Consider the following 24,524-nt stretch of genomic DNA (forward strand, 5'->3'; position numbering starts at 1 on the left):
GGCAACTGGTGCTGATTTCTCGCGTTTTAGCGGTCAGTGCCTATAGGCTTAGAAATTAGACAAGCCGTATATGTCCCATGCGGATTGTATTCCGTGTGGGGCATATTTATGACCGAAGGATGATAAATGACGCGTGCTGCGACCGAGGCGACGGAGCCGGATCTGATTCAGATCCTGACTCCGGACGGCCAGCGTCAGTCCCATGGAACGTACGATGCGTATCTGGGTGACGTTGATGATGACATGCTTCGCGGCTTCTACCGCGACATGGCATTGACCCGTCGATTCGACCAAGAGGCCACAGCATTGCAGCGCCAGGGCCAGTTGTGCCTCTGGGTTCCGCTGCGCGGGCAGGAAGCGGCGCAGATCGGTTCCGGCCGTGCCACCCGCCGAAGCGACTACATCTTCCCCACCTACCGCGAGCACGGTGTGGCACTGACCCGCGATGTCTCCTTCTCCGAAATGCTGCGCCTGTTCCGCGGCATCTCCGGAGGCGGCTGGGATCCCCGGGAAAACAACTTCCACATGTACACCATGGTGCTTGCCGCGCAGATGCCGCATGCCGCCGGTTATGCAATGGCTTTGAACATGGAACAGCGCGGCTGGGATGAAGCCCGTCGCGCCAAGGAGGGCAACGCCGTAGTCGCCTACTTCGGCGATGGCTCCTCCACCGAGGGCGAAACCCATGAGTCCATGGTCTTCGCCAGCTCCTTCAACGCACCGGTGGTCTACTTCTGCCAGAACAACCAGTGGGCGATCTCCGTTCCTTTCGAGGTCCAGTCCAAGGTGCCGCTGGTCAACCGCGCCGCAGGCTACGGCATGCCGGGAGTGCGCGTGGATGGCAACGACGTGCTGGCCGTTCTGGCAGTCACCCGCTGGGCGCTGGAACACGCACGCAGCGGCAAGGGCCCGGTCCTCATCGAGGCCGTCACCTACCGCCTCGGCGCGCATACCACCGCCGATGATCCAACCAAATACCGCATGAGCGAAGAAGAGGCCCAGTGGGCCCCGAAGGACCCGCTGATCCGCCTGGAAACCTACCTGCGCGAGAACAACCTGGTTGACGACGCCTACTTCGAGCAGCTGGCCGCCGACGCTGATGCGATGGCTGCCAAGGTCCGCGAAGACGCCATGGCCTTCCCTGTCCCGCCGCTGGCCAAGTCCTTCGAGCAGGTCTACGCCGAAGCGCATCCACTGATCCAGGAAGAACTGGCCTGGCATCTGGAATACGAAGCAGGATTCGCCGATGCGGCTGAGGGAGAGCACTAAATGACCACCACAATGACCCTGGCCAAGGCCATTACCAGCGGCCTGGACAAGGTGCTGGAGTCCAATGGCAAGTCCCTGCTGATGGGCGAGGACATCGGGCGCCTCGGTGGCGTCTACCGCATCACCGACGGGCTGATCGACAAGTATGGCGAGCACCGCGTCATCGACTCGCCGCTGGGCGAGGCCGGCATCGTCGGCACCGCCGTGGGCATGGCCCTGCGCGGCTTCAGCCCGCTGGTGGAAATCCAGTTCGACGGCTTCGTCTTCCCGGCTTTCAGCCAGATCACCACCCAGCTGGCCAAGATGCACGCCCGCTCCGAGGGGCGTCTGACCACGCCTGTAGTCATCCGCATCCCTTACGGCGGCGGCATCGGCTCCATCGAGCACCACTCCGAATCCCCTGAGGCGCTGTTCGCCCACACCGCGGGCCTGCGCATCATCACCCCGTCCAACGCGCATGACGCCTACTGGATGATCCAGCAGGCAGCCAGCTGCCAGGACCCGGTGATCTTCTTCGAGCCCAAGCGCCGCTACTGGCTCAAGGGCGAGGTCGATACCGAAACCCCGGCGCTGGATGCCTTCAAGGCGCAGGTGGTCCGCCCGGGCACCGACGCGACCATCGTCGCCTACGGCCCGCTGGTGCCGATCGCCCTGGCTGCCGCCGATGCCGCGCTGGAAGATGGCCGGTCCATCGAGGTCATCGACCTGCGCTCGCTGTCGCCGATCGATTTCGACACCATTACCGAATCGGTGCAGAAGACCGGCCGGCTGATTGTCACCCACGAAGCGCCGACCTTCGGCGGCCTGGGCGGCGAAATCGCGGCCCGCATCACCGAGCGCGCCTTCCTCTCGCTGGAAGCCCCAGTGCTGCGCGTGGGCGGATTCCACATGCCTTACCCGATTTCCAAGGTGGAGTCCCAGTACCTGCCGGACATCGACAAGTTGCTTGAAGCCCTCGACCGGTCCTTCGCTTACTAAGCGGAATCCAAGGAGTAGTAATGACAGTCTTTAATCTCCCCGATGTGGGCGAAGGCCTGACCGAAGCGGATATCGCCTCCTGGAAAGTCAAGGTGGGCGACACCGTCGAGGTCAACCAGATTTTCGTGGAAATCGAAACCGCGAAGTCGCTGGTCGAGCTGCCCTGCCCCTTCGCCGGGGTGGTCACCGCATTGCACGCGGCCGAGGGCGATACCGTACTCGTGGACAACCCGCTGATCACCATCGATGAAGAAGGCAACGCGGCACCTCCAACCGGCGTGCCCGAAGCAGCCGAAGCCCTGAGCACCGCCGCACCGCAGGCCTCGGAGGAACCCGGCCCGCTGGTCGGATCGGGCCCCACCGCTGATGCCTCGGTGCGCCGGGCACGCACCACCCGCCCCGCTCCTTCGACGGCCGGTGCGCGAACCGCAGCGGTGCGCGCCTCCGGCTCCGCCTTGGCCGAGACCATCTCGCGCCGCGCGCAGTCCCTGGGTACCGCGGTGACCCGCGAAGTCGACCGCCGCAAGCCTGCGGTGGCGAGCTTCGTGGACCGCGTGCTGGCCAAGCCGCCGGTACGCCGGCTGGCCAAGGAGCTGGGCATCGACATCAACGACGTGGTGGGCACCGGCAACCAGGGCGAGATCACCCGCGAAGACGTCAATAGCTACCAGGCCCAGCGCGAAGCCGAGCATGCAGCGGCGCCAACCTATTGGGCCCACGGCCAGCTGGCCGATGCCCGCGTGGAACGCACCCCGGTGCGCGGCGTGCGCAAAGCCACCGCCAAGGCCATGGTCGACTCGGCCTTCACCGCACCGCATGTCTCGATCTTCGTGGATGTGGATGCCAGCCGAACCATGGAATACGTGCAGCGCCTGAAGAAGTCCCGCGACTTCGAGGGCATCAAAGTCTCGCCGCTGCTGGTGCTGGCCCGTGCCGTGATCTGGGCGGCGGCCCGCAACCCTTCGGTGAACGCCAGCTGGGTGGAAACCGCAAACGGCGCCGAGATCCACCAGAAGCGCTTCATGAACCTGGGCATCGCCGCAGCCACCCCGCGCGGCCTGCTGGTGCCGAATATCAAGGACGCCCAGAACCTGAACATGAAGGAACTGGCCATCGCCCTGAACGATCTGGCCACCACCGCGCGTGCCGGCAAGACCCGTCCCGAGGACATGCGCGATGGCTCGCTGAGCATCACCAACATCGGCGCGCTGGGCATCGACACCGGCACCCCGATCATCAACCCGGGCGAAGTAGCCATCGTTGCCTTCGGCACGATCCGCCAGAAGCCATGGGTCATCGACGGCGAAGTGGTCCCGCGCTGGATCACCACCCTGGGCGGCTCCTTCGACCACCGCGTGGTGGATGGCGACCTCTCGGCCCGCTTCATGGCCGACGTGGCGTCGATCCTTCAGGAACCGGCAATGCTGCTGGACTAAGCAGCGGCGGACGGCACCCCGGAGAAGACTTCTGAAAAAGTTTTCTCCGGGGTGTCACAGTTTAACCCCCGGTTTCGACGTACTTTTGACGGGCAGGAACCTGCCTGGAAAACCAAAAGGACAGGAGCCGGGAGATGCGAATGAATTTGGGCAAAACCCACAAGAAGGGGTACGCGGCCGTACTGGGATTGGAAGCCTACGCCAGCCAATCGCTGCCCAAGGAACTCTACGAACTGGTCAAGCTGCGCGCTTCGATCCTCAATGGCTGCTCCTTCTGCACCGACATGCACTCCCACGATGCGATGGAGATGGGGATATCTGCCGCGAAGCTCTTTGCCGTGGCGGCCTACAATGATTCGCCGCTGTTCAGCGATGCCGAACGTGCCGCACTGCGGTTGACCGACGCGGTCACCCGGCTGGACCCGCAGCACGGGGTGAGTGACGAGGTGTGGAACAGCGCCGCTGAAGAATTCAGCGAAGAAGAGGTGGGCAACCTGATCCTGGCCATCGCCACGATCAATGTCTGGAACCGCATCGCTATCACCACCCAGCTCGAACCCCCGGTGCGCTGATAGTGCCAGGACCCGCAGGTAGAATCAGGCGCGTGGAAGAACCAAGGGAATCTGCCGCACTCGGGCAGTGGAACTCGCAGCGGCGCCGGCTGACGGTCCTGGCCTACAACATGCTCGGAGCCTGGGCGCAGGCCGAAGACGTCGTCAGCGAAGTGGGCGAGAATCTGCTCAAGCTCGATCCAGCGGCCGCGCAGCAGGTGCGCAATTGGCCGGCGTACCTCACCACGCTGACCACGCGCCGGGCCATTGACGTCCTCCGCTCGGCGCAGCACCAGAGGACAGAGTATGTCGGATCTTGGCTGCCCGAGCCGGTAGGCCACCTGGCACTTCCAGAGGATGCGGCCATTAGCGGTTCCATGCTGCGGCTCGGCGTACTCTTCCTCCTCGAAGAACTCTCGCCCCAGTCGCGGGCAGCCTATGTCTTGCACCATGCCCTGGGCTACACCGCGGCAAGCATTGCCGAGGTTCTGGAAACCTCGCCTGCGGCGGTCAGGCAGCTGCTGAGCCGGGCCAGCAGGAAACTTGGGCAAGCCGAGGCACCAAGTAGGGAAGCAGGCGAAATATCACCGTTGCTGTCGAAAGTTGTTGCTGCCATACGCCACGGTAAGGCCGAGGAACTGGTCAGGCTGCTGGCCAAGGATGCAGTTCTCTTCTCCGACGGCGGCGGAAAGGTCAGGGCCGCCTTGAACCCGGTGATTGGCGCGCAGCGCATAGCACGCTTCCTGGTTGGCGTCGAGCGGAAAAACCCCGGGCGAAGCTTCTTCCTGGGCCATGTCAATGGAGAGCCCGCGCTGCTGTTCAAACTGGCGGGCCGGCAGGATATTGTCGCGATCGAAGTGGCCGCAGGATCCATTCAAACCATCCTGCAGGTTTCCAATCCGGATAAGCTCTCCCGTGCAAGCGCGAGGTGGACTGAGCTGCGCGGGTAGCGGCGTGCTGTTCCACGTGAAGCGAAGGTGGCCAAACCCCTGTTGATACAGTAGTTTCCATGAATCGCACCCGCAGCTTCGGACCTCCGGTACCTGGCAGGATCCTATGCGCATGCCTGCTGGCCAGTGCGGTCGTGCTCGGCCTCGGAGTAGCCAACGTTCCAGCCCAGGCGGCCCCAGCAGCCACGGAGTCCGAAGCACCGGCTCCGGTCTACCCGTCGGCGACGCCCAATGAGAACTCCGCAGATGACGGCACTGTCCTGATCCCGTCGGTGACCTCCCAGGAAGGCAACTTCTACCTGGCGGTCACCGACGCGGCACTCGATGAGGTGGATTCGGAAAGCATCATGGACCAGGTCCGGCAGGCCGTGGGCGAACAAGATGCGAAGATCCTGCTCGGGGTGGACCAAGAACCCAACAACCTCAAGGGAGCCGGGCAACTGGTGCGCGGGATGCTGATGTTCGGCGACAGCGACGCGCTGAGCGATGACTGGCTGGAGAACGGAAAGACCCTGGGCTATGTCGGGGAAGGCTGGATCGCCATCGGGGTGATGCTTCCCCAGAAGGCCGGGGATCCGGTGGAAATCGCCGTGGATCCCGGGCGCGACGTGCACGAAAGCGCACCGGGAAGCCGGGAGCTGATTCTGGAGGCAGGACACAGCGAGTTCGCCGCCGGGGATTACACTGGGGGGATCACCGCCGTCGCGCTGGCCACCACGCAGCAGCTGCAGGCGCCGCCTGACCGGACGCTGTCCAAGGTAATCGCCTTGGGCGCGCTCGCCGCGGCCATTGCCTTCCTGCTCGCCTGGGCCTGGCGTGCCAAGCGCCGCAAGGCCGGGCAGGCAGCCGCCGCCGACCGCATAAGGCAGGCCGAGCTGCTTGAATCACGGATCCAGCAAGCAAGCAATTACCTGGGCCGCAAGCCCGTGCCTGACCTCGGCCTGCCGGGGGAGAGCCGCTTGGCACAGGTGATGGCAGAACTGGAAAGGCAGCGGGCCGGCTCCCAGCTAGGCGCCCGGCGCGCAATGGACACGGACCCGGGTTCCCAGCAGCAGGTACAGGTCTCCGAAGCCCAGTTGGACCAGCTGCGCAACCGCGAGCACGAGCTCTCGCTGCTGCGCGGCGCGGTTCAGCTGGCCCACGCCTTCGCGGCTCGGCCGCGGGATGCGCGCGAGGCCTGGGACCGGATTTTCGAGTACCACCGTGCACGGCTGGAGGACCTGGCGCTGTTCCTCGATCTTCCCGGTGCCGGGCAACTGGCTTGCGCGCAGGCCGCGCGCACCGTGATCATCACGCATACCGATGAGCTGCAGCTGCTGCACACCCGACTGAGCCGCAGGAGTAGCGGCGCGGATACGGCCCCGGGGATCCTGGACAGGCTGTGGGAACTGCGCGACGAACTCGATGGCGTCTTGCACGATGCACTGGCCCAAGCCGGCCAGGCGAGGCTGAAGATTCCCCACGGCCTGGGCGAGTCGATGGAAAGCGCGCAGCGGAAAACCGATCCGATGGAGGACGATCCCATCGCGGTGCTCCGGAATTTCGCGCCAGGAAGCGGGACCCGCTGATGCCGGCCCGCTTGATGCACGATTCCACCGGGCGGCGGTTGCACCGCCCCTTCCATTGGACTGCCATCGCCGCCATCATCATGGCGCTGGTGACCACCGCGCTGGGCGTGCGCGCGGTGCTGGCCGTGCAGGCAGCCAACGTCCCGGACCCCTACGAGGTCCAGGTGGTGGTCCGCGGCGATAACGGCTTCAACATCACCCAGCAGGCGGTGGACGCCGAGCTGGCCCGGCACCCGGTGCGTGCCACGGCCCCGCTGGAGCTGGTCATCACCGACCGCTGGCTCACGGGTGATGAACTGCTGCGCGGGCAGGTGCCGGAAAACCAGATCATCGTCTCGACCAGGATGGAGAACAGGGATCCCGGGCTAAGCGACGCTGAACAGCGCTTCGCCGGGGTGGGCCTGGACCGCAGCCTTGCAGCATCCGACGACGCGCATACCGACCTGCGCTTCGACATCGAGCACGCCTTCACCAAGAACGTTTCGGTAGGCCATGGGCCCAAGGCGGCGGTGGCCGCCGCGCATACTGCCGCCGTGCTGCTGGACGATTCGCCCAGCAGCTCGGCGATCTTCTGGTTCGCGGCCGTGGGTGCGAGCGCCATGCTCACCGCCGCGTTCCTGGCCAGCGCCCTTCGCTTCCGCTCCCGGTGGGCATCCCGGCACCGGCGGCTGGCCGCGGCGCAGCGCAAGCTGGCCCGCGTGGTCCTGGATCTCGAAGCGCTGGAAGCCACCTACCAAGCCACCGACCCATCGCGCCGCCCAGCCGGATTCACCAAGGCGTGGCGGCAGCTCGAATCCCTGTCCCTGGAGGCCGCCCGCCGAGAAGAGCCCTTGGTGCACTCGCTGTTCACGCGCGCAGAGTGCCTGGAAAAGAGCACCGGGCAGCAACTGGCCGCTTTCGAGGCCGACGCGCGCAAGCTGACGGAACTGGCCGACTCGCTGATGGGTGCCGGCTCGGTGCATGCGCGCCTGGCCGGCACCGGGTCCGCCTTCGACAAGCTCAGCTCTCCGATCAACGATGCTGCCACGGCGCTGCTGATCCGGCTGGAAACGGCTCCCGGCACCATGGTGGCCGGCGGGGATCTGGAGAACTTCCGCAGCGCCCTGGGCGAACTGCTCAACACCGCCCATGGCGACACCGGCCAGCGCACGGCCATCGAGCGCTGGTCCGAGGCCGAAAAGCGGCTGGCCAAGCTTGCCGGGAAAATCGCCACCCGGCTGCGCCGCTATCCGCGGGGCCTGAAGCAGGACGTGCCACAGATCGGCAGCCAGCACAATGAGCTGCGCGCCAGCCTGGGGCTCCCGCCGGCAACCAAGCAGGGTGCGCTGCAGCAGATCGCCATGGCGAATGCGCTGGCCCGCGGGGTGCTCGGTGACACGATGCAGACCGACCAGGTCGCCGGAGGGACGCTGGGCAAACGAGCAGCCTGGCAGCGCATGCTGGCCCGCTTCGCCGGCACCCGCAAGGCAGCTGGCGATGAACCGTCCAAGCGGCGCCGGGTCTTGACCGCCGGACTGCTCGCGGCCCTGCTGGTGGCCAGCCTGATCGCCTCGGGGCTCATCGTCTCCTCTATATCCAACGAGCCCGAACGCACCTATGAGGGGTCCGGCCGGGGGATGGAACTTGAAATCGATGACCAGGGGCAGCTGGTAGATGAGGCAGAGATCCGCCGGTACATGGAAGAGGACTTCGACACCCCGCAGCAGATCCTGGTCGCGGTGCGCGATGCGGAGGCCTACTTGGATATCAAGGAGGTCGAAGGCTATGACTTCCGCGAGTCGACACCTGAGAGCGTGCGCTCGGCGATCTTGCGGATCAAGGACGAATACTCTGATCGCGCGGATCCTTCCAACGGCGAGCTGGCCGAGGACCTGACGATCATCCCGCTGCTGATCACGGATGCCGGCAAGGGCATCATGCCCGGGTTGATTTCCGGAGCGGTCATCAGCGGAACCGCCTCCTGGGGAACGACCGGCGGGTGGGATCATGGAAGCATCTACGAGTCGAGCTATCCTGCCATGGAAGTTGCCGGCACGGCCGAGGACTTCGCCGTGGTGCTCAAGCGGGCCGGCTATGAGCAGCCGGACTACAACACCACGTTGCTGTACTGGATGCTCGTGTTCATGCTGTTCTTCACGGTGATCAATGTGGTCCAGGTGATCCAGTACCTGCTCGGGGCGAGCACGCAGCTGACCAGGTTCTCCCGCGGCTCGCGATCGGTCCAGCAATCGCGCCGGCAGCTGGAGGAGCTGGCCATGGGCTTGGAGGATTCGCAGATCAATGCGGTGGCCGTGCTCGGCGCGACCGCGGACGGGACCGCCGACGAGGCCGGGCAGCGATTGTTCGAGCGTGCCCTGATGATGGCGTGGCGCGAGGCCCAGGAATTGTCCTCGATGACCCTGGGCCAGCGGCTTGCCGCCGGCTATGCCCAGCGCGCTGCGCATCTGGCCCGGCTGGTAGCGCTGCTGGGCGAACGCGATGCCGACGTGGCGCGACGGGCCAAAGCCCTGGTGCTGGCCAGCCGCGGTGCCGGGGGAGATGCTCCAGCGCCAGTGGAACTGCCGGGGCAGAAATGACTCCGCCCCGGCAGTCCGGCACTGCGCGGTTCTAGCCCAGCAGCTCGGGCAGTTCCTGCGGCGCGTTGCCCAGCACCTTCTGGGAGAGGAACTCGGTGACTACCTGGTACCAGATCTTGGCGTGCTGCGGGGACAGCACCCAGTGGTTCTCATCCGGGAAGTACAGGAACTGGTGCTCGGTGCTGCCGTCTTCCTTCTGGGGCAGCCCCGAATCGGCCAGCAGCTCGTACCACAGGCGCAGGCCCTCGCCGATGGGCACCCGGTAGTCCTTGTCGCCATGGATGACCAGCATCGGGGTGACGATGCTGCCCACCGAATGATGCGGCGAGTTCTGCTCGCGCATTTCGGGGCTCATCTCGCGGGTCCAGTAGAACGCGGCGTCGGTGGTCTTGCCGAAGCCTTCCAGCGCCCACAGGCTGGCATGGGTGACGATGGCCTTGAAGCGGTCGGTGTGCCCAGCCACCCAGTTGGCCATGTAGCCGCCGAAGGAGCCGCCCATGGCGGCGGTGCGGGTTTCATCGATGTCCGGCAGCGCCTCGGCGGCATCGGTGATGGCCAGCAGGTCCGTGTACGGTTCCTGGCCCCAGCGGCCCCAGCCGCGCTGGATGAACTCCTGGCCGTAGCCGGTGGACAGGGCCGGATCCGGCAGTAGCACGGCATAGCCCTGGGCCACCAGCAGCCATGGGCTCCAGCGCCAGCTCCAGGCATTCCACGAGCCCAGCGGCCCGCCATGGATCCACAGCAGCAGCGGCGCCTTGTCGGCGGCAGAAGCGGTGGCGGGCAGGGCCAGCCAGGCGCGGATGCTCGACCCGTCATCGGCGGTGGCTGACACCTCGGTGAGCGTTCCGGGCAGGGCCGGGCGGGAGACCGGGGAACGCAGCTCGGTCAAGGCAGCGAATTCGCCCGGCTCCAGGTCGCCGGTGTGCGCCAGGTCGATGGCTACCGGTTCGGCCGGGTGCAGGTAGCTGGAGCGCAGCGCGTAGGCGGTACGCGAGTCGCTGCTGATGGCCAGATCGGTGTACGCGCCGTCATCGGTGAGCCGGGTGATCTTGTCGTTGTACAGGCTCAGATGGAAGACCGGTGCGTGGCCGTTGTCATCGGCGGTCAGCAGCAGCGAGCGCCCGTTGGGAACCCACTGCAGGTCATTGACCCAGCGGTCCCAGCCGGCGGCGATCCGGTGGGTGGCGCCGTCGGCCAGATCCATCAGCCACAACTCGAAGACCGGGGCGGTATCGGCGGTGGAACGCTCCCAGCGGGCGTAGGCCAGCTGGGTTGAATCCGGGCTGATCTTGCCCAGCGTATATTCGTACGTGTCGTCGGGGGCCAGCAGCATTTCGTGGGCGCCGGTGTGCAGGTCGATGCGCATCACTCCCGGGGCTGAGGAAGCCCGGCCTTCGGGAACCTGCCATTCGGTGACCAGGAAACTGCCATTGGAAGCAACGTCGTAGGAGGTATCCTCCAGATTCGCGCCGATGCCCGGGGTGAGGTCGGTGAGCTGGGTACTGGTGGCGTCCTGCAGGCCCGGCAGGGACCCGGTGTAGTAGTGCGGGGTGGATGGGCCCAGATCTTCGTCCCAGTAGCGGACCGGGTAGCCCGTGTGCAGGATCGCCGAGACCTTCTTGTCCTTGCGGCCGGTGCGCAGTGCCGCTTCGGCGTCCAGGTCCTTGGCGCGGGAGAAGGCCGAGGCGCGCAGCACGATGGTCTGCGGGGACTGCTGGCAGATCCGCAAGGACTGCACCCCGGCAGGGTGGGAAATCACCGAGCGGGCTTCGCCTCCTGCTACCGGCAGGATCCAGCCTTCGGCGTTGGCGTCTTCCTTCGACGAGCGCTTGGCCACGAAGAGCAGGTCGCCGTTGGCGGTGAACTGCGGTTGCGATTCGCCGTGCTCGCCGAACGTCAGCCTGCGTGCTGGTTCTTCGCCTTTGGGATCCAGCGACCAAAGGGCGCTTTCGTATTTCGTCCCGTCCTCGGAAAGCTCACTGAGGGTGGTGACGAGCTTGGTGCCGTCGGGGGAGAGCGCCAGGCCGCCGAGGCGGCCCAGGCCGATAAATGAATCTAAATTATGAAATGAATGCTTAGAGTGTTCCACTTCACATATCTTGCCACTGTTCGCGGCTGGGCACTACCGGAAATCGAAAATTACCTGGCCTCGGGAGCACGACCGGGACAACTTGCAACTAAGGCGTGATGCCGCCGCTATTGGAAAAACCTGCAATTGAGTGGAGGATGAATTCAATGGGGGAGCTCGCGATGTCAGCTGCATGACCGGATCATGGATCAAGGAGTTGGAAAAGATGAACCGTGCCAGAACCCGTCTCGGCGCGCTCCCGATGATGTGCGCAGCAGCCCTGATGCTGGCTGCCTGCCAGGGAGCCCAGCCGGACTCGACACCCAGTCAGGAACCTGCGCCAAGCGGCACATCGCCATCGGCAAGTGCCAGCGCGCCGGAGGCTTCGAGCCCCGAATCCAGCCCATCGCCAAGCGCCGAAAGCCCGGATGCGCCAAGCACGGCGGCGCCCGAGCTGAGCCAAGAGCATGAAGTGCATGGCATCCAGTTCATGATCCCGGAGCAGTGGACCGCCATCGGGGATGACTGCGAGGGTGAATGCACCGAATGGGATGAATGGGAGATCAAGGACGCGCAGGGCAAGCATGTGCTCACGCTGATCCCCACCACGGCAACCTCGCCGGATGGGGACAGGTCGCTGTACGAGCGGGAGCTACTGGACCGCGAAGAGCTGCCGGACCCCGGAGCTGGCACCGGCTTCCATCCCGCCAGCCTCATTGCCGAGTTCTGGGAATCGACCAGCCAGGAAGATGGCGAGAAGGATTCCGGGTTCGATATTGCCCTGGTCGATGACCAAGTGCTCGCCCAGCGCAATGAGAACCCGGATCTGAACTTCTTCAAGGTCGGCGAGCAGTCGCCGATGATGTGGGTCGAAGAGGACTATCTGGAAGACCACGGCGTCCCGGATGACCCGGTGAAGCAGCAGGCGCAGCAGTTCCTGGATACCCAGGAATACGCATTGGTGCGCGAAATCCTGCTCAGCGTGCAGCCGGTCAAGGGCTAGGCCAAGCCCGGAACGCAAGAAAAGACCGGCCCGGAAGCAGCGCGGGGCTGCTTCCGGGCCGGTCCCGGGATCCTGCTACCGCTGGTTGGCCGGCTGCTCGTTGTGCAGCCGCGCCTTGGCGATCTCGTTGATCCGTCCGCGGCACAAGTACCAGCCGCCGATGATCAACGGGATGATGACCACCAGCGAGGCAATGGTCCAGGTGCCGATGGGATTATCGAAGGCCATCATCACCAGCACCAGGGCCAGGAAGCCCAGGGTGACCCAGCCGGAGACCGGAGCCAGCGGCATCCGGAAGCCGGGGCGCTGCTGCTCGCCGCGCTTGGCGGACTTCACCAGCGCCATCTGGCACAGCACGATCATCCCCCAGGAGGCAATGATGCCGATGGCCGCGAAGTTCAGCACGATCTCGAAGGCCTTGGCCGGGACCACGGCGTTGAGCACCACGCCGAACACGGCCACCACAGCGGTGATCACGATGCCGCCGTAGGGAACCCCGGCCTTGTTCATCCGCCCGGCGAATTTCGGCGCCGAGCCGTTCAATGACATGGAGCGCATGATGCGCCCGGTGGAGTAGAGCCCGGCGTTCAGCGAGGACAGCGCCGCGGTGAGCACCACCAGGTTCATCACCACGTCCATGCCCTGCACGCCGATGGATCCGAAGAAGGTCACGAACGGCGATTCCCCGGCGCTGTACGCGGTGTAGGGCAGCAGCAGCGAGAGCAGCACCAGCGAGCCGACGTAGAATACGGCGATGCGGATGATCACGGTGTTGATCGCCTTGGGCATGACCTTTTCCGGATTCTCCGTTTCGCCCGCGGCGGTGCCGATCAGCTCGATGGAAGCATAGGAGAAGACCACGCCCTGCATCAGCACCAGCACCGGCAGCAGGCCATTGGGCAGCAGCCCGCCATTGGAGCTGAGCAGCGAGAAGCCGACCTCATGTCCTGCCAGCGGCGTGCCGAAGATGACGAAGTAGCAGCCAATGATCAGGAAGGCCACCAGGGCCACGACCTTGACCAGTGCGAACCAGAATTCCATCTCGCCGAAGGCCTTGACCGAGATCAGGTTCATGGCCAGCACCACGGCCAGCGCCAGCAGCGCCCAGAGCCACTGGGGCACCGAGCTGATCCACCCCACGTACTTGCCGAAGAAGCCCATGTACAGGGCCACCGCGGTGATGTCGACGATGGCGGTCATTACCCAGTTCAGCCAGTACAGCCAGCCGGTGGCGAAGGCCGCCTTCTCGCCGTAGAACTCGCGGGCGTAGGACACGAAGGAACCGGTGGACGGGCGGTGCATGACCAGTTCGCCCAGCGCCCGCAGGATCAGGAAGGCGAAGAAGCCGCAGACTGCGTAGCTGATGACAATGCCCGGTCCGGCTTCGGCCAACCGGCCGCCGGCACCCATGAACAGCCCGGTGCCGATGGCGCCGCCAATGGCGATCATCTGCATCTGCCGGGAGGACAGGCCCTTGTGGTAATCGTTGTCGCCGGCCGTCAGCGCGGCATCGGGGACGTGCGCCGCGGTGGCGTGCGGAGTGGAATTATCCATATGATTCCTCGGATCTAGTCGGTGAGGTTGGCGAGGCGCTCGGGGGAGAGCAACTCATTGAGGTCTTCGGCCGAGAGCAGGCCGCGTTCGAGCACCAGCTCGGCCACGCCGCGTCCGGTGTGCAGCGCTTCGAGGGCCACCGAGGTGGATGCCGCGTAGCCCAGCCTCGGGTTCAGCGCGGTGACCAGGCCGATGGAGTTCTCCACCTCGCGGCGCAGCGCCTGCTCGTCCACGGTGATCCCGTCGATGCACTTGTGCGCCAGGGTCAGGCAGCCGTTGGCCAGGTGCTTCAGGGAGAGCCCGATGGAGTGCACGATCACCGGCTCGAAGGCGTTCAGCTGCAGCTGCCCGCCCTCGGCGGCCATGGTCACGGTCAAGTCGTGGCCCACCACCTGGTAGGCGATCTGGCTGACCACTTCCGGGATCACCGGGTTGACCTTGCCGGGCATGATCGAGGAGCCGGACTGCACGGCCGGCAGCTGCAGGTCGTTCAGGCCCGCGCGCGGACCGGAGGAGAGCAGGCGCAGGTCGTTACAGATCTTGGAGATCTTCAGCGCCACGCGCTTGAGCACGCCCGAGAGGTGCACGAAGGCGCCCACATCCGAAGTGGCTTCGATCAGGTCCGGGCTGGTGGTCAGCGGGAGGCCGGTCAGCTCGCGCAGGTGGCGGCAGGCGGCCTCGGCATAGCCGGCCGGGGCGTTCAGCCCGGTGCCGATGGCGGTGGCGCCGAGGTTGATCTCGGTGACCAGGCACAGCGATTCCTCCAGCCGCGCCCGGTCCTCGCCCAGGGTCACGGCCCAGCCGCGGAACTCCTGGCCCACGGTCATCGGCACGGCGTCCTGCAGCTGGGTGCGGCCCATCTTCACCACGGTGCGGAACTCGGCGGCCTTGGCGATGCACGAATCCTGCAGCAGCTCGATGGCTGCCAGCAGCGGCTGGGTGGCGAAGTGCGTGGCGATGTTCACCGCGGTCGGGTAGGCGTCGTTGGTGGACTGCGAGAGGTTCACATGGTCGTTGGGGTGCAAGAAGGAGTACTCGCCCTTGGCATGGCCCATGATTTCCAGCGCCAGGTTGGCGATGACCTCGTTGGCGTTCATGTTCGTGCTGGTGCCGGCCCCGCCCTGGATCGGGTCGATGATGAATTGCTCATGCAGCGCCCCGCCGGCGATGGCCTCGCAGGCCTGGTCGATGGCGTTCGCGCGCTGGGCGTCCAGCAGCCCCAGCTCGCGGTTGGCACGCGCCGCGGCCTGCTTCACGCGCGCCAATGCGCGGATCAGGTGCGGGTTGCCGGACAGCTCGGTGCCGGTGATGTCGAAGTTCTCCTTGGCGCGCAGCGTGTGCACGCCCCAGTAGGCATCCGCCGGGATATCGCGGTCGCCGATCAGGTCATGCTCGCTGCGGGTCTGGCCGCTGAGCAAGGTTTCAGGCATGGTGGATTCTTCTCCAGGATTCGTTGAAATGGTTGGAACGGAAAAAACTACAGTGCGGCCAGCAGGCCCACGGGCGCACCGCCGCCGAAGGCCGGGCTGGTAGCCAGCGGTTCAAGGGCGATCGCGGCCTCGGAGCCCAGGTGCTCGGCGAGCAGCTTGGCGGTGATCGGCATCCGGGCGCGGTCCGAGCCGTCGGCGATCTTCACGGCCAGCGCGCTGCCATCGGGCAGGCCCACGGCCTGGATGCCCTCGAAACCGTCCTTGGCCACGGAGCCGGGCACCGCGCGCATCAGGGCGGTGACATCGCGGCCAACGCCGGCTACCAGTTCCGGGTAGCCGGCCATTGCCGCGGCCACGCGTGCCTCGGCGGTGCCTTGCGCGGCGCTGGCCAGCTTGCCGAAGGCGCGGGCCAATCCGGCCAGGGTCATCCGGTAGACCGGGGTGCCGCAGCCGTCGGTGCTCACCCCGGAGATCTGTTCGCCCGAAAGATCCTCCACGGTGTCCTGCAGCAGCTGCAGGAGGCGCTCGTCGTGCAGGTAGTTGGCGGTGTCCCAGCCCTTGAGCTCGCACAGGGCCGCCAGTGCGGCGTGCTTGCCCGAGCAGTTCTGCGCGAGCGCGGTGGCCTTGCCGCCAGCGGCCAGGTAGTCCTGGCGCTCGGCAACGCCGTAGGGCAGGTCGGTGGAATTGCGCAGCGCTGTGTGGTCCAGGCCGGCGGCGGCCAGCGTGGATTCGGCGACCTGCAGGTGGCGCGGGCTCCCGGAGTGGCTGGCCGAGGCCAAGGCCAGCTGCTGGTCGTCGAGCTGCAGTCCGGCGCGCAGCATGCCCACGGCGAACAGCGGCTTGAGCGCCGAGCGCGGGTAGAACGCGGCCTGGGCATCGCCGCGGCTGGCGGCGATGGAGCCGGCGGGATCCAGCAGCACGGCCGAGCCGTAGTGGATGGACTCCACGGCCTCGCCGCGGGTGGCGATGACCAGCGGTTCGTGCTGCGGCAGTGCCTCAACGACCAGCGAAGCGCGCAGGGTCTGGGGATCGGCGGGGGTCACTTCTTGCTCCTGACTATGGTGGATACTGCTTGCTGCACCGCATTGAGGTGCTTGGCCATCGCATTGTTGGCCGCTTGCGGGTCCTGGGCGGCGATGGCCTGGTAGATTTCCTGGTGCTCCGAGTTCGACGGCGACCGGCGGCCGGCAACCAGGTTCACGGTCTCGGACTGGCGGGCCATGGCCTCGCGGATGTCCGCGACGACCTTGGAGAACACCGAGTTGCCGCTGGCCTGGGCGATCGCGGCATGGAAGGCGGCGTCCAGCTCGACCCAGGCTGCCGGGTCGTCTTCCTGCTCCATCGCCTCGATCAGCCCGCTGATCCGCTCCAGGTCCTCGGCGGTGCGCCGGGTGGCGGCGAGGGTGGCAGCCGGGATCTCGATATGCGGACGGGCTTCGTGCAGGTCGTCGGAGGAGAACGTGCCCAGTTTCAGCTCGCGGGTGGGCCGGTGGGAGACCACGAAGGTGCCGCGCCCGGTTTCGGTGCGGGTCAGGCCCAGGGCCGCGCAGGAGCGCAGCGCTTCGCGGATGACCGAGCGGCTCACGCCGTAGTCGGCCGCGAGGGCAGCTTCGGATCCCAGTTTCGCGCCGATGGCGATTTCCTGGGCTTCAATGGCTAGGCGGAGTGCATGGAAGACGCCTTCGGCAGCGGATCGTCGTTCGATCGGTTGCTGTCCGGGTGTCCAGCTGTCAGACAGGTTCACGTGTACCAGTCTGGGGTGTGATCCACTTAACGTCAAGTCGGGAACTGGAGCAATCGGGAATGCTCAGGTCAGTGACGCGCGAACACCGCGGACGCGATGCCGGAGGCAAGGTATCCGCGGTGTTCGCCGCTGGTCCTCAGTCTTTCTCCAGGATGCTTTTCAGCGCCCGGAGATCAGCCATATTGGCTCGCCGCATCATCATTTCCCTCAGCGGGCCGGCCAGTTTGCCGAAGCCAGTTGGCTCGCCGTCATTGCGCAGGTGGACCCGGGTCGCCGTTGGCCCTATCGCTTCGAAGCGATAGGTGGTGCGCATGGGAAACGGGCCCTGCGCGGTGGCCATGACCAGTTCCTCGTTCTCCGCGAACCTGGTGACTTCGTAGGTGTAGGAAAGCTTCCGTCCAAGGAACCTAGCTTCGAAGGCGGTGCATGATCCGAGGCCGAAGCCATGGGGATCCAGCCGGCGCACCGAGTGGATATTCCGGTACCACGCGGGAGCGTTCAGCGGGTTCATCGCGTAGCCGGCCACCACCGAACGTGGCCGGTCGATAGCGATGCTCGTGGAGACATCAACCATGGGAGGTCCTCAGGCTCCTGCGGGAACGCGGCCGGTGAACGCAATCAGGCGATCCAGGCTGCTGGCGGATTCGGCGACCATGGTTTCTTCCGCGAAGGAACCGGAGATGCGCTGAGCCGGTCCCACAGTCTTGCGTGCCAAGCCCAGTACGTATTCCGCGTGGCCAGGATGGATCGCGAACTCCTGGCCGGTCGCCTGGGCGAAGTCCCACCCGTGAACCATCAGTTCCAGATTCAGGATCCCGGCAACCACTGAAGCCGGCATGACAGCGAATCCGAGATCAATCTCGCCGGCAACGCCGCGAGCGGCAAAAGCCTCCAGGGTCGGCTGCACCAGGTTGGCGATGCGTGCTTCCGGCGCCAGGGCCGGGTCATCGGATACCGCAGCGCCCAGGGCACCGCCGATCATCGAGACCGAACCCGCAAGGTGATCCAGCAGCTCGCCCACGGAGAACTCGGAGCAGGGAGTGGCTTTGGCCAGGTCCGCTGCGCAGATGTTGTTCAGGATGAACTGCAGGGCTGCCACGGAGCCCTCGGCGGAAACGATCGGGTTCTGCGGCTCGGGAACGGCGTTCCACTCGTCGATGGCTGCTTCGCCGGTTTCAGCAAACTCCTTCAGGCGGTCCAGGAAGTGGTTCCATCCCTCGGCGTGGCCCGAGGACTGCTCGGCGTCCAGCCCCTCATGGCGCAAGGTCAGGGCCGTGCCCTGATCCAGCGGTTCCAAGGTGATGAAAACCGTCGAATCGCCGGGCGGAACGGCATCCGAACCTTCCCAGCCCATGGTGAAGACCAGGCGCCTGCCGGGCTCGATTTCGGTGAAAGTGCCCGAAGCCTGGTGGCCCGGACCCATGGTGAAGCGGTAGCTGCCGCCGGTCTGCAGGTCGACGCGGTTGGCAACGGTTTGCCAGCGGCGAAGGCGCTCCGGGTTGGTGACCAGTGCAAAGGCGGTGTCGGCGTCAACGGGGAGGATGACTGTTCGTTCATAGCTCATGGCTTTTCTCCTGGTGGCTGGTGCGGTGGCCCATTGAACGACGCCAATTCGGCGGCCTCGGCAACGAGCAGGTCGAGTTCGGTATTCCAGAACGAGTCAAGGAGGGCCTTGAGCTTCGTGATGCCTGCAGGGTCCAGCGAGTAGTAGCGGCTGCGGCCATCCTTGCGGGCTTGCAGCAGTCCTACGTCAATCAACAGCAGCAGGTGTTGCGAGATGGCGGAGCGGCTGACGGCGAAGTTCGCGGCCAGTTCCGTCACCGTGCGTTCCCCGGAACCCAGCAACTGAATCAAGCGCCTGCGCGTTGGCTCGGAAGCGACTTCCAGTAGATCAAGCATGAAAAATACGTTAGCAGTCACTAACGCGTTGTTGCAAGGGATTCGGAGCAGCTTTTTAGGCTGATGCGGAAGGCGCCGTTAAAGCACTAGTGGGCGCCACGGCAAAATGCCGTAGCGCCCACTCATGGCGAAAATACTTAAGGGATCGTGATGATCTGGCCGGCGTAAGCCAGGCCGCCACCGAAGGCGAAGAGCAACGCCTTGGAACCCGAAGGCAATGGCTCATCCGAAGCCATCAACTTGGAAAGAGCCAGCGGAACCGAAGCGGCCGAAGTGTTGCCCGAGTACACCACATCGGTGGCCACGCGCGCGTTCGGTGCGCCGATCTTCTCTGCCAATGGCTCGATGATGCGCAGGTTGGCCTGGTGCAGGACAATGGCGTCCAGCTCCTCAGGCTTCATGCCGGCACGGTCGATGATTTTCGAAGCGATCTTCGGCAGCTGCGTGACGGTCCAGCGGTAAACGCTCTGGCCGTTCTGCGCAAACTTCATGTTGTTTTCTTCTTCGATGCGCACTGCATCGGACAGGGACGGAACCGAACCCCAGACCACCGGCGAGATGCCGTTGTCCTCCGATGCGGTGATCACGAAGGCGCCAGCGCCGTCCGCGGTCAGCACGCAGGTGGTGCGATCGGTGAAGTCGGTGTAGTCGGTGAGCATCTCCGAGCCGATAACCAGGGCATTCGTCGCCGAGCCAGCGGCAATGGCGCCCTGGGCCAGGCCAACTGCGTGGGCAAAGCCTGCGCAAGCCACGTTCACGTCCACCGCTGCCGGTCCTTGGTCCATGCCCAGGGCGTTAGCTACGCGTGCGGCCATGTTCGGCGAACGGTCCGTAGCGGTGCAGGTGGCGACGATGATCATGTCGATATCGGCTGCCTTGATGCCAGCGGCGTTGCCCAGCGCCATCTCTGCGGCCTTGATGGCCATGGAGTCTACGGTTTCAACACCGGTTCCCCAGCGGCGTTCTTCGATGCCGACACGTCGGGTGATCCATTCATCGCTGGTTTCCACCAACTTTTCCAGCTCGGTGTTAGGGACGATGCGCTCTGGCTGGAAGTGGCCAAAGGCGACGACTTTGCTGCCGGTCATGGATATAGCTCCTCGGTGGATTCAAATCTTCTCTTCTAAGATTAGTCGTTTTGGATGATACTCGCCGTTCATATGCGCCAGAAAGCATGTGTCAGCCAGTTTTACCTGCCTTCATTGGCCGATTTGTCCGATTATCGGCAAAACCCCGATTCTTCAGGACTTCATATGGCGTCGACACCCTGTTCACCTGCTGGCCAGAACCCCGGCGTTCAATGGGATGAAATGCAGCAGCCGTGAAGGAGGAAAAAATGGAACCTCTGACGATAATCCAATTGAGCGACACCCACCTGCGTCCCGAAGGGCAGCTGCTTCACGGATCCATTGATTCGTGGCAACGAACAGAACAGGCGCTGGAAGCAGCCGCTTGCCTGGATCCGGATGCCATTGTGGTGACCGGCGATATCGCAGACCGCGGTTCGGACATCCATGAGCGGGCCGCAGGGATCTTCAACCAGGCCCAGCGTGAACTGGATTGCCCGGTCATCACCGTTCCGGGCAACCATGATCCGTTGGGCGCGATTGGAGAATCCTTCAACACCAGGCGCCTGTCCACCGGTCCGCATCCAGCCGACACGGTGCACGAGATCCTGGGACTACGGATTATCGGATTGGACAGCGGGGGATTCCAGTTGGCCCGGGGACGCCTGGAACAGCGGCAGCTCGATTGGCTTGCCTCGCTGCTGGCGGTTCCGGCGCCGCGCGGATCCCTGCTGCTGCTGCACCATCCTCCGGTGGAAGCCGCCAATGAAGCCCGCGCCGGCCGCGGGCTGGAGAACCCGATGGAGCTGGCGGCCATCGCCGCCGGAAGCGATATCCGTGCAATCCTTAGCGGCCACTACCATCAAGCGTCCACCAGCCAGCTGTTGAGCACCCCGGTGTTCATGGCTCCCGCAGTGTCCTACAACATGAATCCATTTGCCCCGACGCAGATCGTTGACGAACCCGCAGCGGGATTCAACGTCATCAAGGTCGGAGCCAAATCGGTCGACGCGTTCGCTGCAACCAGCGGCCAGTACGCCGCGCTGCACGCCAGCACCCCGCTGCCAGCGCCGGTCAAGAGTTCGCAGACCGGCAACTGACTCCAAGAACGCTACTTCGCACCGGGCACCAGTTGCTTCGGTGCATGCCAGAAAGAAGAAGACGATGAGCGCAAAGAAACTGATCCTGATCCGCCACGGACAGACCGAATGGAACAAGGCAGGACGCCTGCATGGACGCAGCGACCTGCCACTGAACGATACCGGCATCCGCCAAGCCCAGCAGCTGGCCACCGAGCTGGCACCCGAAGGCACTTGGGACGCAGTGTATTCCTCCCCGTTGTTCCGTGCCCGCCAAACAGCGCAGATCCTCGCCAATAGCCTGGGCATCCGTGCCCTGCACGAAAACCAGGAACTGATGGAGCAGGACTTCGGCGATCTCGAAGGCACCCTGGTGGCCGATGGCGCCGACGAACAACGCCAACTGCTGGTTGGCACCGGAGAAACCGAAGAACATCTGGTGGGGCGTGCAGTGAACGCATTGTTCAAGATCTGCCATCAGCATCCCGGGCAGAACGTGATGGTCGTGAGCCACAGCGCCTTGATCTGCTCGGTAATCGCCGTGCTCACCGGCGAAAGCAATCCGCGCATGGCCAATGGAACCTATGTCGAGCTGGATGCGCAGCTACTGGTCAACCACGTCTCGCGCGAACCGCTGTGGCATTAGGAAGCAAAGAGCAAAGCCGCGTGCCGGCCATGGATCATGGCCGGCACGCGGCTTTGCGTTCTAGTCAGCGGCGGGCTAGCAACAGCTGAAGCAGCGGCTTACCACCAGGATGCGCCTTCGACGGTGACCTGGGGCTTCTCGCCGTACCAATCCACGCTGCCCGTGAAGCTGCGGGTGAGCTCTTCTTCGTCGTAATCAATGAACTCCGTGTCATTGAGCTTGTACTTGAAGACGATCTCGGAGCTTGAGAAACTGCCCGATTCCTCGATGGCCACGCTTTCAGCATGCGACTTCACAGAGAACGATGCGATGTCCTTGGACTGCAAGGTGCTCGGGCAACCGTCATCGAGGTTGGTTGGAACGGTCACGCAGGCAGTAGCGAACTTCTTGACCTCATCCAGAACCAGCTCGTCGAGCTTCTCGGTGGTGGTCGTAACCAGCGCCGCCTGTGCCGGCTGCGAATCAGGATGGTTGACGCGCAATTCCTGCGCTTCGCTCGTCAGGTATTCATTGCCAGGCGCTGAGACATCATAGATGCCCGGGTAGGCGGAGAAGCTGCCGGTGAAGGAACTTCCCTCGCCGTAGTAGTCCTCGCTTTCAAGCAGCTTGACCTTGGCCTTGCCGACAGTGACTTCCGAGCTCTTATCGGAGGTGATCTCCACCGGAACAATCAATGCTTCATTGAGCACCCAGGTATCGAGCAGGCCGAAGTCCTTGTCGCCCGCGTCGACATTGAAGGAGCGTTCGTGGCGCTCGCCGTTGATGGAGTAGATCGCTCGCACACGGGCCGAGTCCTTGCCCTTGGATTCCTCGATGACATCAACGAGTTCCAAGCGCTGCTTGGCGTTGCCCAGGATATCGTCGCTGAGCAGGACGCGCGAGGCGTTGTCGATCCCCGGGTCGACCATCTCGGTCGCCTTGCCGGCCTGGCCCTCGGCAAGCAGCGCGAGGTATTTCTCAACTTCAGCTTCGGGCTTGCGCTGCCCGTTCAGGTAGGCGATGGCACCGAAGCCCAGACCGGCAATGACTGCCAGCGCAAGAACCGAGAAGCCAACGGCCTTGGCCTTCTTCTTGGACTCTTCCGAGGCCGGGGCCAGCGCCGGAGCCGGTTCACCAGCCATCGGCTGGCCGTTGGCGGCCGCGGCAGGGGTGGATTGGGCTGCGGCGGCAACTGGAGCAGCCTGGCTGGGTGCGGCTGCAACCGGCGAAGCCGGAGCAACGGCGGGTGCCTGGCCGGAAATCCATCGCGCTGCGGCGTCCTTGCCGGCAATCACTGCCAGCAGGGATGGGGCGAAGCGGTAGACCTGCAAGGGCAGGACTTCTGCCAGCAGCGAGACAACTGCGGCCCCGAGTGCCAGGAAGATCACCGAGTACCAGGTGATGCCATAGGACATGCTGCCGCTCATGTTGCCCATCTCGTTGGCGGTGATGGCGCCACCCAGGGAGATGTTGGTCAGCCCGGCAAGAATCATCCACAGGACCAAAGCCGCCACTGGCAGCTGCCAAGCGCGCTGCAGGTTGAAACCAGTGGCCAGTCGACCACGGTGCACGCCAATACGGATAGCCGCCAGGAGTACCAGGAGGGCGCTCAGGACCAGGAGCCAAGCACCCTTGCCGTCGGCGATATCCCAGATGTGCAGGACGGATTCGGGCATGGCATCGGCGGTGTATTCGCCCAGGAAGCTGGCCATGCCGGAGACATTCGGAGCCAGCGCCCCGAGGAAGCCCAACGCTGCCACATATGAACCGATGGTTCCCAGCAGCGGGAGCAGGATCAGGCCCAAGCTCCAGGGCATGTCATCTGGACGCTGGGTGAATGCGGCAATGATGCCGACCAAGGCGAAAGCCGCCAAGGTCGAAACGGCCAGGGCCACGGCCTCGCGGACGCCGGTAATCAATGGGGATCCGGCGTTGGCGCGCTGGGGTGCGGTGGCAAGGAACTGCGAGAAGAAAACGGCCAAGGCAATCGTGAAGAAGACACCTGCATATCGCGGGGACACCGCGGCGGAGAAGAATTCGCCACCCTGGATGCTGAGCTTCCCGAAGAGCGCAATGACCAGGAAGACCAATGCCAGGACCAGCGCGTGCAGTCCGGAGGCCAATGCAGCGCTCTTCCAACCGCCGTTGCGTGCGCCACGACGCAGCTTGCGCACGATCAGGTAGTTCGCGGCGCAGATTGCCACGATGGAGGTGACCGAAACGAGGGCGAATGCGAGGCTGAGCTCGCCGAACATGCCGAATCCGCCTCCGGATCCGGTGATCTTCAGCCCGCCGCCCAGGACGGCACCGAAGACTATGATGAAGGCCTTGAAGGAATTGAGCTGGGACGCCACGTTGAATTCAGCGGAGCTGCCGCCACCGATCTCCTTGGCCATCGAGGTCAGGGGGATCAGGTAGCAAAGAGCCAGGACGATGCCAATGGCCGCAATGGCGCCGGCTTGGAATCCAAGAAGCTGCAGGCTGGCACGGGACTTCAGTTCCAGGACCGCGTTGGTGAATTTCCTGACCTGCCGGTTCTGCCCGGCATTCTGGAACGGGTTCGCCGGTGCCGCCGGCGCTGGCAATGGATCCGAAGGTGCCGGTGGCACCTTCGGATCATCAGGCAATTGCGTATTTTCCAAGGTGAGTCCTCACATGGTGCGATGATGGCGTCACATCCGTGCGTTCTTGGAAACTTAAAGTCGAACAATTGGAATATGACCTTCC

20 protein-coding genes are annotated in these 24,524 nt (G+C 64.7%); 10 read left to right on the forward strand and 10 right to left on the reverse strand.

The features are described 5' to 3' along the window. Window positions 1–126 precede the first annotated feature (126 nt). From pdhA to ACIOJF_RS09990, 7 genes are all read left to right on the forward strand, one after another. On the forward strand, window positions 127–1,269 hold the full coding sequence (pdhA, locus tag ACIOJF_RS09960; protein WP_105656216.1) for a pyruvate dehydrogenase (acetyl-transferring) E1 component subunit alpha: 1,143 nt from the start codon (window positions 127–129) through the stop codon (window positions 1,267–1,269). Beyond that, window positions 1,270–2,247 (forward strand): alpha-ketoacid dehydrogenase subunit beta, encoded by a 978-nt coding sequence (locus ACIOJF_RS09965; RefSeq protein ID WP_133834092.1) that lies wholly within the window; start codon window positions 1,270–1,272, stop codon window positions 2,245–2,247. It begins immediately after the preceding gene. 20 nt (window positions 2,248–2,267) lie between these two features. After that, window positions 2,268–3,683, forward strand: a complete 1,416-nt coding sequence (locus ACIOJF_RS09970) for a dihydrolipoamide acetyltransferase family protein (RefSeq protein ID WP_332731564.1) — start codon at window positions 2,268–2,270, stop codon at window positions 3,681–3,683. A gap of 134 nt (window positions 3,684–3,817) precedes the next feature. Then, window positions 3,818–4,255: a carboxymuconolactone decarboxylase family protein gene (locus ACIOJF_RS09975; protein WP_402741598.1), complete on the forward strand. Its 438-nt coding sequence runs from the start codon at window positions 3,818–3,820 to the stop codon at window positions 4,253–4,255. Window positions 4,256–4,287: 32 nt separating this feature from the next. Next, window positions 4,288–5,184 (forward strand): sigma-70 family RNA polymerase sigma factor, encoded by an 897-nt coding sequence (locus ACIOJF_RS09980; RefSeq protein ID WP_402741599.1) that lies wholly within the window; start codon window positions 4,288–4,290, stop codon window positions 5,182–5,184. 59 nt (window positions 5,185–5,243) lie between these two features. Next, window positions 5,244–6,752 carry a hypothetical protein gene (locus ACIOJF_RS09985; protein ID WP_402741600.1) on the forward strand — a complete coding sequence of 503 codons (1,509 nt, stop codon included), beginning with the start codon at window positions 5,244–5,246 and terminating at the stop codon, window positions 6,750–6,752. Then, window positions 6,752–9,328, forward strand: a complete 2,577-nt coding sequence (locus ACIOJF_RS09990) for a hypothetical protein (RefSeq protein WP_402741601.1) — start codon at window positions 6,752–6,754, stop codon at window positions 9,326–9,328. Before ACIOJF_RS09985 ends, ACIOJF_RS09990 begins: the two co-directional genes overlap by 1 nt. Window positions 9,329–9,359: 31 nt before the next feature. Here the strand turns inward: ACIOJF_RS09990 and ACIOJF_RS09995 are convergent, their stop codons facing one another. Further along, entirely contained in the window at window positions 9,360–11,417 is a 2,058-nt protein-coding gene (locus ACIOJF_RS09995; RefSeq protein WP_402741602.1) for a S9 family peptidase, read from the reverse strand. Window positions 11,418–11,622: 205 nt separating this feature from the next. Between ACIOJF_RS09995 and ACIOJF_RS10000 the strand changes: the two genes are divergently transcribed. After that, window positions 11,623–12,399, forward strand: coding sequence for a hypothetical protein (locus tag ACIOJF_RS10000; protein WP_402741603.1), 777 nt, complete (start codon window positions 11,623–11,625; stop codon window positions 12,397–12,399). 75 nt (window positions 12,400–12,474) lie between these two features. On the opposite strand, the gene ACIOJF_RS10005 is transcribed toward ACIOJF_RS10000, so the two are convergent. The 8 genes from ACIOJF_RS10005 to ACIOJF_RS10040 form a co-directional block, all read right to left on the reverse strand. Then, the gene (locus ACIOJF_RS10005; protein WP_105656223.1) at window positions 12,475–13,953 is read right to left on the reverse strand and encodes an amino acid permease; all 1,479 of its coding nucleotides are present in this window, start codon (window positions 13,951–13,953) and stop codon (window positions 12,475–12,477) included. A gap of 14 nt (window positions 13,954–13,967) precedes the next feature. Further along, window positions 13,968–15,383, reverse strand: a complete 1,416-nt coding sequence (locus tag ACIOJF_RS10010) for an aspartate ammonia-lyase (protein ID WP_402741604.1) — start codon at window positions 15,381–15,383, stop codon at window positions 13,968–13,970. A 47-nt stretch (window positions 15,384–15,430) separates the two neighbouring features. Beyond that, complete coding sequence (locus tag ACIOJF_RS10015) at window positions 15,431–16,426, reverse strand: asparaginase (RefSeq protein WP_286134627.1); 996 nt, start codon at window positions 16,424–16,426, stop codon at window positions 15,431–15,433. Continuing rightward, window positions 16,423–17,127 (reverse strand): FadR/GntR family transcriptional regulator, encoded by a 705-nt coding sequence (locus tag ACIOJF_RS10020; protein WP_105656225.1) that lies wholly within the window; start codon window positions 17,125–17,127, stop codon window positions 16,423–16,425. The genes ACIOJF_RS10015 and ACIOJF_RS10020 overlap by 4 nt, the downstream gene beginning before the upstream one ends. 136 nt (window positions 17,128–17,263) lie before the next feature. Further along, the gene (locus ACIOJF_RS10025) at window positions 17,264–17,701 is read right to left on the reverse strand and encodes an SRPBCC family protein (RefSeq protein WP_402473600.1); all 438 of its coding nucleotides are present in this window, start codon (window positions 17,699–17,701) and stop codon (window positions 17,264–17,266) included. Between the two features lie 9 nt (window positions 17,702–17,710). After that, window positions 17,711–18,691, reverse strand: a complete 981-nt coding sequence (locus ACIOJF_RS10030) for a TIGR03086 family metal-binding protein (protein ID WP_402473599.1) — start codon at window positions 18,689–18,691, stop codon at window positions 17,711–17,713. Beyond that, window positions 18,688–19,026: a helix-turn-helix transcriptional regulator gene (locus ACIOJF_RS10035; RefSeq protein WP_105656228.1), complete on the reverse strand. Its 339-nt coding sequence runs from the start codon at window positions 19,024–19,026 to the stop codon at window positions 18,688–18,690. Before ACIOJF_RS10035 ends, ACIOJF_RS10030 begins: the two co-directional genes overlap by 4 nt. Before the next feature lie 137 nt (window positions 19,027–19,163). After that, window positions 19,164–20,114, reverse strand: coding sequence for a beta-ketoacyl-ACP synthase III (locus ACIOJF_RS10040; protein ID WP_105656229.1), 951 nt, complete (start codon window positions 20,112–20,114; stop codon window positions 19,164–19,166). Between the two features lie 248 nt (window positions 20,115–20,362). On the opposite strand from ACIOJF_RS10040, the gene ACIOJF_RS10045 reads away from it, so the two are divergent. After that, on the forward strand, window positions 20,363–21,193 hold the full coding sequence (locus tag ACIOJF_RS10045; protein WP_402473598.1) for a metallophosphoesterase family protein: 831 nt from the start codon (window positions 20,363–20,365) through the stop codon (window positions 21,191–21,193). Between the two features lie 64 nt (window positions 21,194–21,257). Continuing rightward, window positions 21,258–21,818 (forward strand): histidine phosphatase family protein, encoded by a 561-nt coding sequence (locus ACIOJF_RS10050; protein ID WP_402741605.1) that lies wholly within the window; start codon window positions 21,258–21,260, stop codon window positions 21,816–21,818. 98 nt (window positions 21,819–21,916) lie between these two features. On the opposite strand, the gene ACIOJF_RS10055 is transcribed toward ACIOJF_RS10050, so the two are convergent. Then, entirely contained in the window at window positions 21,917–24,439 is a 2,523-nt protein-coding gene (locus tag ACIOJF_RS10055) for a hypothetical protein (protein WP_402741606.1), read from the reverse strand. Window positions 24,440–24,524: the final 85 nt, after the last annotated feature.

The organism is Glutamicibacter sp. NPDC087831, from assembly GCF_044742845.1.
Taxonomy (GTDB): Bacteria; Actinomycetota; Actinomycetes; order Actinomycetales; family Micrococcaceae; genus Glutamicibacter.